Genomic DNA, 6,977 nt, shown 5'->3' on the forward strand with positions numbered 1-6,977 from the left:
AACCCGTCCGGGGTCGTTTTTACCGCACCGCGCTTTTACGGATACGCTCCAGCGCCTTTTCCACCGCCGGCACCTTCAGCACCACCACGGTGACGAGGCCCTCCGCCAGCAGGTAGCTGTAATTGTAAATGATGGGATACAGCGCCGCCAAGCTCTGGGGGAAGTTCTCCGGCATGTAGTCCATCCAGTACAAATACCCGCCCAGGGAATGGAAAAAGCCCCGGACCAGCACCGCCGTGATGTAACCCGCCAGCAGGCCGTTTTTCCCCTTGTTCCGGAACAGGCCCGCCAGGCCCAGAGCCGCGAAGGCCAGCACATAGTCGCAGCATACCTGGAACACGCTGAGCACATAGGGCTCCTGCAAAAATTGCAGCAGGCCGTAGGCAAAGCCCACCAGGATGCCGGTCTGGACACCGTACCAGTTGGCCACCAGCACGATGAACAGCATGCTCATCAAGGTGACGGAGCCGCCGTAGGGCAGCTTGAACAGCTTGATAAAGCTGGTCACATACGCCAGCGCCACCGCCATGGCGCAGTAAGCCAGCTGCCGGGGAGCAAAGCCCCGCTCCTTTCCGCCCCGGTCTGCCAGGGCCAGACCCGCCCCAAGGCACACCACCATCGCCAAAATACTCACCACATAACCGGCGGTGGTCAGACCGCCCTCTCCATTGACCAGCCAACTCATCATTGTTCATTCCTCCTCGTTTTTGTTTTGATCGTGCGTATAGTTTGCCCTGAAGTGTAAAACCGCCCTCCCGGCATGCCGGGAGGGCGGTTCGGTATTCTATGGAATGACCATATCATGACGGCTCCCTACGTTGGCATTGTCCACCTCAGGTACAAGGGTCGAAGTTCCGTAACTTCCTCTCAGCCTGTATAACAAGCTCCCCAGCTCACGATCTATTCAGTTGACTGAAAACAGCATATCATGCTTTTCGCCGGGATGCAAGCCCTTTTCACGGCTCAGCCGCCTCCAGCGTCCGCTCCACAGTCCGCAGCGCCTCCACCGGCGTCATGGCGCGCTCCTCCACTGCCCGGCACAGATCCTCATACACCAGCCGCCGGGAGCCGGCCAGAGCCACGGCACGGTCCAGCACATGGCCGGAAAAGCCCATTCGCTCCAATTTTCGGATCTGTCCCGTGACGTTCACCGCCTCACCGCCTCTCTCCTTTCAGCATACCCAGCCAAAAGAAGAGGCACAAGCGTTTTTTCGTTAAAAGTCCGTAAAATCTTCTGTGACGATGGGCAGGTCCACAATGTCCAGCCCCCGTCCCATGGCGTACTCCACCGTGTACCGGGTGCCGCCGGCGGAGCCGTCAAAGGCGGCGATCAGCAGGGATGCGTGGTCCACCATATAGCGGTCCCGCCGCTGCATGCAGGCGGAGGTATACCGCTGGGAGACCAGGGTCTCGAAATCGCAGGCCGCCACCAACTGCGCATACCGCTGCCGCTGGCCGGCAGGCCACTTGTCCGCCTGGCTGGGGCAGGGGATGGCGGCCTCCACCGTCACGTCGGGATGACGCTCCCGCAGGGCCAAAACACATTCGCAGAAGTACAGGTCGCAGCCCATGGCCATGCCACAGAGGAAATGGCGGTAGCCCTCCTCATAGGCAGCCTCCACCGCGTCCATCATCCGCCGCTTCAGCGCCAGACAGCGGGCATCCGCCTCATTGTATTTCCAGGGTAGCTTGCCCGGCCGATGGCCGGTGAAGCAGCAGGATTCCTGCCGGGCCCTCATGGCACCGCCTCCTTTCCGGAATCGTATTGCTCTCAGTATAGAACATCTGTTTGCTTTTGTAAAGAGAGGATATTTGAAAATTGGGGTTGCATTTTTCATCATCCTGCCGTATACTATCCCACAGAAAGCAACTGAATACTTTGTCTTCAGGGCGGGGTGTGATTCCCCACTGGCGGTAAAGTCCGCGACCGGATATCGCAAGATATCCGCTGACCCGGTGCAACTCCGGGACCAACAGTATAGTCTGGATGGAAGAAGATGAGTGCGGCAGGGCCGCGCATGTTTTGCATGCGCTTCTTTGTTGTTTGTTCACCTTGGAGAAGTCAAAGCGTCCAGGGTGTTTTCAAACGAACAAAGGAGTGTATTTTTTATGTCCAATTCCAATGCCAACGCCGTTCCCGCCACCGCCAGCCGCAGCCGTACCCACAAGCTGACAGTCACCGCCATGCTGTCCGCCGTAGCCTTTGTGCTGATGTTCATTGAGTTCCCCATTCCCGCCCTGATCCCTTCCTTCGTGAAAATGGACATCTCCGACCTGCCGGAGCTGCTGGCCGCCTTCTCTCTGGGCCCTGTGTACGGCGTGGCCGTCACCCTTTTGAAGAACCTGCTGCACATTCTGTTCAAGGGCACCTCCTCCGCCTATGTGGGTGAGCTTTGCAACTTCCTGCTGGGCTCCGTGTTCTGCCTGGCCGCCGGCTTCATCTACCAGCTGAAAAAGAGCCGCAAAAGCGCTTTGCTGGGCTCCCTGGTGGGCGCCGCGTTGATGGCGGTGGTCTCCGTGCCGCTGAACTACTTCGTGGTTTATCCCGCTTACGTGGTGTGCTACGGCCTGCCGCTGGACGCCATCATCGGCATGTACCAGGCCATTCTCCCCTCCGCCGACAGCCTCATCAAATGTCTGACCATCTTCAATATGCCCTTCACTTTCTGCAAGGGCATGCTGGACGTGCTGCTGTGCTTCCTGATCTACAAGCCCCTGTCTCCCCTGCTGCACAAGTGAGCATATTTTCCAAAGGCGGCGTGCGAAAGCACGCCGCCTTTGCTCTTCCCAAAGCCGAACAGATGTGCTATCATGGAAGCAGAAAGGAGGGCGGCGCCATGGACCGTATCATTCTCCACTGCGACCTCAACTGTTTTTACGCCTCCGTGGAGCTGCTGAGCCACCCGGACCTGCGGGACATCCCCACGGCCGTCTGCGGAGATCCCGCCTCCCGCCACGGCATCATTCTGGCCAAAAATGAGCCTGCCAAGCGCTGCGGCGTCCAAACGGCGGAGACCATCTGGCAGGCCAAAAAGAAATGCCCCGCCCTGGTGCTGCTGCCGCCCCACCACGAGTTGTACCGGGAGTACTCCCGGAAGGTCAACGCCATCTACGAGGAATACACAGACCTTGTGGAGCCCTTCGGCATCGACGAGAGCTGGCTGGACATCACTGGCTCATTGCACCTGTTCGGCGGGGACGCCAAGACCCTGGCGGATGCCCTGCGCCAGCGGATAAAACAGGAGCTGGGACTGACGCTGTCCGTGGGCGTCAGCTTCAACAAGGTGTTTGCCAAGCTGGGCAGTGACTACAAAAAGCCAGACGCCACCACCGTTATTTCCCAGGAAAACTGGAAAGAGCTGGTGTGGCCCCTGCCGGTGGGGGACCTGCTGTTTGTAGGCGCCGCAGCCCGGAAGCTGCTGCGGCAGTACGGCGTGGAGACCATCGGCCAGCTGGCGGCCTGCCGGGTGGAGATGCTGGAGACCGTCATGGGCAAGCTGGGCGTCCAGCTGCACGAATACGCCAATGGCCTGGACCGGGAGCCGGTCCGCTCCCGGTACGCGGCGGAGCCGGTGAAATCCGTGGGCAACGGCACCACCTTCTCCAAAAACCTCACCACGCAGGGGCAGGTGAAAGGCGGCATCGCCATACTGGCGGACTCCGTGGCCACCCGGCTGCGGCAGTACGGCCTGTACGCCGGCGGTGTCCAGGTGACGATCCGGGACCCGGAGTTCCACGACCGCTCCCGGCAGACCCAGCTGTCCACCCCCACCCACCTCATCCGGGACATCACCCAGGCCGCCATGGACTTGACGGCGCTTTTGTGGAAGCCCCCCACTCCCATCCGGGCTTTGACTGTCACGGCCATCCACCTGGTCCGGGAGGGAGAGGCCTACGAGCAGGTGGACCTGTTCGATGCCGCTGCCGCTCCCCAAAAGGAACGGCAGGAAAAGCTGGAGGCCGCCATGGACCGCATCCGGGGCAAATACGGCGCAGGCGCCATCTCCTTCGGCGCCGCCCATACCGAAAAAGAGGAGGACCCCCTTCCATGACCAAGCAAGAGGAAAAACAGCGGCTGCGCCGGACCATGCGGGCCTTGGAACGCCAGCTGTCGGACAAATACAAAGCTGCCAGCAGCCGCTCCATCTGCGCCCACCTGTTAGCCATGCCGGAATACCAGGCTGCTTCGGCGGTGTTCTGCTTCGTTGGCACCGACCATGAGATCGACACCCGCCCCATCCTGGCCCACGCCCTGGCCGCCGGGAAGCGCCTCAGCGTCCCCCGGTGCACCGGCCCCGGCATCATGGAGCTGCGGCAGCTCCGCTCTTTGGAGGAGCTGTCTCCCGGCGCCTACGGCATCCCGGAGCCGCCGGAGTCCGCGCCGGTGATGAATCCGGACGATGTGGACCTGGCCATTCTCCCCTGCCTCACCTGCAGCCACCTGGGTCAGCGGCTGGGACAGGGCGGCGGCTACTATGACCGCTTTCTTTCCAATTACCGGGGCGGAACGGTGCTGCTGTGCCGGGAAAAGCTCATCCGGGAGGAGATCCCCCTGGAGCCCCACGACTATCCCATCCCCTGGGTACTGACGGAAACTGGCCTGTACGAGGACGGCACCCCGGCAAGGCTGGGCTAATACCTGCCATTAGCAGGTTCTGCTTGTCAGTGGGCAAAAAATCACATACAATAGAGACCATCTATTCAACATCAAAGGAAGATATTCCCATGGTGCAGAAAAACATGGACTTCATTTCCCAATACGACCCCGAGGTGGGCGCTTCCATTCGGGAGGAATTTGCCCGCGAGCGCCGCAACATTGAGCTCATCGCTTCCGAAAACATCGTCAGTCCCGCCGTCATGCTGGCCATGGGCACCTGCCTGACCAACAAGTACGCCGAGGGGTATCCCGGCAAGCGCTATTACGGCGGCTGCTACGCCGTGGACGTAACGGAGGAGATCGCCCGGAAGCGGGCCTGCCAGCTGTTCGGCTGCAATTATGCCAACGTCCAGCCCCACTCCGGCGCCAATGCCAACCTGGCGGTGTTCTTTGCCCTCCTGCAGCCCGGCGACACGGTGCTGGGCATGAACCTGGCCCACGGTGGCCATCTCAGCCACGGCAGCCCAGTGAATATCTCCGGCAAGTACTTCCACGTAGTTCCTTACGGCCTGGACGACGAGACGGAACTGATCGATTATGACAAGCTGCTGGACGTTGCCAAGGCGTGCAAACCCAAGCTCATCGTGGCCGGTGCCTCCGCCTATCCCCGCGTCATCGACTTCGCCAAATTCCGGGAAGTGGCCGACGCCGTGGGCGCCTATCTGATGGTGGACATGGCCCACATTGCCGGATTGGTGGCCGCCGGTGTCCACCCCTCGCCCATTCCCTATGCCGACGTGGTGACCACCACCACCCACAAGACCCTTCGGGGCCCCCGGGGCGGCTTGATCCTCTGCAACGACGAGGCCATCTACAAGAAGATCAACTCCGCCGTGTTCCCGGGAACCCAGGGCGGTCCGCTGGAGCATATCATTGCCGCGAAAGCCGTGTGCTTCGGCGAGGCGCTGAAGCCGGAATTCAAAGCCTATGCCCAGCAGATCGTGAAAAACGCCAAGGTCCTGGCGGATGAGCTGGTGAAAAACGGTTTCCGACTGGTGTCCGGCGGCACGGATAACCATCTGATGCTGGTGGACGTGCGGAATTTCCACATCACCGGCAAGGAGTTCGAGCACCGGCTGGACGAGGTCCAGATCACCGTCAACAAAAACGCCATCCCCAACGACCCGGAAAAGCCCTTCGTCACCAGCGGCATCCGGGTGGGCACTCCCGCCGTCACCTCCCGGGGCTTCAAGGAGCCGGAGATGGTGCAGATCGCCCGGTGGATGAAGCTCATCGCGGAGGATTTCGGCGCCAATGCCGAACAGGTGCGCGCAGAAGTCAACGCCCTGTGCCAGCAGTTCCCCATCTACGAATAAAGATAAGGAGGCATGGAAAACCATGCCTCCTTCTTTTAAATGCCCCATCCAAAGCCCAGCCAGAGAATATTCCGCAGCACACAGTTCCCCAGAAAGAGCGCCGCCAGCATCCCCGGCCACCTGGAGTCATAATGCAGCACCCAGCCCTGCCTGCCCCGCAGCCTCCAGACGGTTTGACTGACCAGATACACAGCCGCCAGGATGGCGGTCACCACCGCAGGGGCGTGGTAATACAGCGCCCGCAGAACATGTCCGTGAGCCAGCGCCAACACCGCCCGGGTCCCGCCGCAGCCGGGGCAATATATACGCCAGTGCTCCCAGACCCAGCAGCGGCTGATGGTAGGAGCCCCCAGGGCATATTTCCACAGCAGCGCCCCCACGCCCAATGCCGTCAATGTCACCCAAACGGCGGGATACACCTCACGGTCCGTCACCTGCTTGTTCATAACCCCTCCGCATAGAAAAAGCCGCGCTTTGCGCGGCTTTTTTATCTGTGCTTACTTCAGCAGCTTGATCTTGCCCAGCAAGGGGACTTCCTTTTCCTCGCCATTGATGGCGGCGATGCAGCCCATCACCGCGCAGACAAAACAGAAAATACCCCAGATCCAACCAATACAGGGGATAGCGGCAAACAGGCCCGCCAGCCAGATGACCAGCGCCTGGTTTAAGTGGAACTTTGCACCCTCCCGGTCGCCTGCCACCAGCGCCACCAGCAAACCGATCCAGGTGATATATGCCACGATGCCTGTGGTCTTGGAATCCATCATAATCGTTCCTTCTTTCTCTTTTGCACTGTGCCCAGTGTATCACGTCCGGCGGCAAAATACAAGGGCAACAAAAAAGAGCGACAGTCTTGCGACTGTCGCTCAGTGTTGGCGCTACCTATCTTCCCAGGCCGTCACCAGCCAAGTATTGTGGGCAGAAACGAGCTTAACTACCGTGTTCGGAATGGGAACGGGTGGACCCTCGTCCTAATCAGCACCAACTGCGTTATCCGTGTTACC

General features: G+C 60.4%; 9 protein-coding genes, 1 rRNA gene and 2 riboswitches. Of the genes, 4 read left to right on the plus strand and 6 right to left on the minus strand.

Annotation, left to right across the window (positions count from 1 at the left end):
* Positions 1-19: 19 nt before the first annotated feature.
* The 3 genes from ACTQ4R_RS12505 to ACTQ4R_RS12515 all read right to left on the minus strand — a co-directional run bounded on the left by ACTQ4R_RS12505 (position 20) and on the right by ACTQ4R_RS12515 (position 1,739).
* On the minus strand, positions 20-688 hold the full coding sequence (locus ACTQ4R_RS12505) for an energy-coupled thiamine transporter ThiT (protein WP_441629175.1): 669 nt from the start codon (positions 686-688) through the stop codon (positions 20-22).
* Between the two features lie 105 nt (positions 689-793).
* Positions 794-901, minus strand: a riboswitch (TPP riboswitch).
* 55 nt (positions 902-956) lie between these two features.
* Complete coding sequence (locus tag ACTQ4R_RS12510) at positions 957-1,151, minus strand: hypothetical protein (RefSeq protein ID WP_441629177.1); 195 nt, start codon at positions 1,149-1,151, stop codon at positions 957-959.
* Positions 1,152-1,214: 63 nt separating this feature from the next.
* Positions 1,215-1,739, minus strand: coding sequence for an SLOG family protein (locus ACTQ4R_RS12515; RefSeq protein ID WP_441629178.1), 525 nt, complete (start codon positions 1,737-1,739; stop codon positions 1,215-1,217).
* A 138-nt stretch (positions 1,740-1,877) separates the two neighbouring features.
* Positions 1,878-2,003: riboswitch (FMN riboswitch) on the plus strand.
* 106 nt (positions 2,004-2,109) lie between these two features.
* On the opposite strand from ACTQ4R_RS12515, the gene ACTQ4R_RS12520 reads away from it, so the two are divergent.
* From ACTQ4R_RS12520 to glyA, 4 genes are all read left to right on the plus strand, one after another.
* Positions 2,110-2,739, plus strand: coding sequence for an ECF transporter S component (locus tag ACTQ4R_RS12520; protein ID WP_441629179.1), 630 nt, complete (start codon positions 2,110-2,112; stop codon positions 2,737-2,739).
* 98 nt (positions 2,740-2,837) lie between these two features.
* Positions 2,838-4,052: a DNA polymerase IV gene (gene dinB / locus ACTQ4R_RS12525; protein ID WP_441629181.1), complete on the plus strand. Its 1,215-nt coding sequence runs from the start codon at positions 2,838-2,840 to the stop codon at positions 4,050-4,052.
* A complete protein-coding gene (locus ACTQ4R_RS12530) occupies positions 4,049-4,636 on the plus strand; it encodes a 5-formyltetrahydrofolate cyclo-ligase (RefSeq protein ID WP_441629183.1) in 588 nt (195 codons plus the stop codon). The genes dinB and ACTQ4R_RS12530 overlap by 4 nt, the downstream gene beginning before the upstream one ends.
* Before the next feature lie 89 nt (positions 4,637-4,725).
* Entirely contained in the window at positions 4,726-5,973 is a 1,248-nt protein-coding gene (gene glyA, locus ACTQ4R_RS12535) for a serine hydroxymethyltransferase (protein ID WP_441629185.1), read from the plus strand.
* Positions 5,974-6,008: 35 nt separating this feature from the next.
* Here the strand turns inward: glyA and ACTQ4R_RS12540 are convergent, their stop codons facing one another.
* The 3 genes from ACTQ4R_RS12540 to rrf all read right to left on the minus strand — a co-directional run bounded on the left by ACTQ4R_RS12540 (position 6,009) and on the right by rrf (position 6,959).
* Positions 6,009-6,419, minus strand: a complete 411-nt coding sequence (locus ACTQ4R_RS12540; RefSeq protein WP_441629187.1) for a DUF2752 domain-containing protein — start codon at positions 6,417-6,419, stop codon at positions 6,009-6,011.
* Between the two features lie 51 nt (positions 6,420-6,470).
* Complete coding sequence (locus ACTQ4R_RS12545) at positions 6,471-6,740, minus strand: hypothetical protein (RefSeq protein WP_441629189.1); 270 nt, start codon at positions 6,738-6,740, stop codon at positions 6,471-6,473.
* A 103-nt stretch (positions 6,741-6,843) separates the two neighbouring features.
* Positions 6,844-6,959 (minus strand): 5S ribosomal RNA (gene rrf / locus ACTQ4R_RS12550).
* Positions 6,960-6,977 lie beyond the last annotated feature (18 nt).

The sequence above is a fragment of the Dysosmobacter sp. Sow4_B12 genome, from assembly GCF_052116665.1.
In the GTDB taxonomy this organism is placed as follows: Bacteria; Bacillota; Clostridia; order Oscillospirales; family Oscillospiraceae; genus Oscillibacter.

What these genes read in the sequence shown, in the direction of transcription:
- ACTQ4R_RS12505 (WP_441629175.1), bottom strand. Translation starts at nt 688, where the DNA reads ATGATGAGTTGGCTGGTCAATGGAGAGGGCGGTCTGACCACCGCCGGT.
- ACTQ4R_RS12515 (WP_441629178.1), bottom strand. Translation starts at nt 1,739, where the DNA reads ATGAGGGCCCGGCAGGAATCCTGCTGCTTCACCGGCCATCGGCCGGGC.
- ACTQ4R_RS12520 (WP_441629179.1), top strand. Translation starts at nt 2,110, where the DNA reads ATGTCCAATTCCAATGCCAACGCCGTTCCCGCCACCGCCAGCCGCAGC.
- dinB (WP_441629181.1), top strand. Translation starts at nt 2,838, where the DNA reads ATGGACCGTATCATTCTCCACTGCGACCTCAACTGTTTTTACGCCTCC.
- ACTQ4R_RS12530 (WP_441629183.1), top strand. Translation starts at nt 4,049, where the DNA reads ATGACCAAGCAAGAGGAAAAACAGCGGCTGCGCCGGACCATGCGGGCC.
- glyA (WP_441629185.1), top strand. Translation starts at nt 4,726, where the DNA reads ATGGTGCAGAAAAACATGGACTTCATTTCCCAATACGACCCCGAGGTG.
- ACTQ4R_RS12540 (WP_441629187.1), bottom strand. Translation starts at nt 6,419, where the DNA reads ATGAACAAGCAGGTGACGGACCGTGAGGTGTATCCCGCCGTTTGGGTG.
- ACTQ4R_RS12545 (WP_441629189.1), bottom strand. Translation starts at nt 6,740, where the DNA reads ATGATGGATTCCAAGACCACAGGCATCGTGGCATATATCACCTGGATC.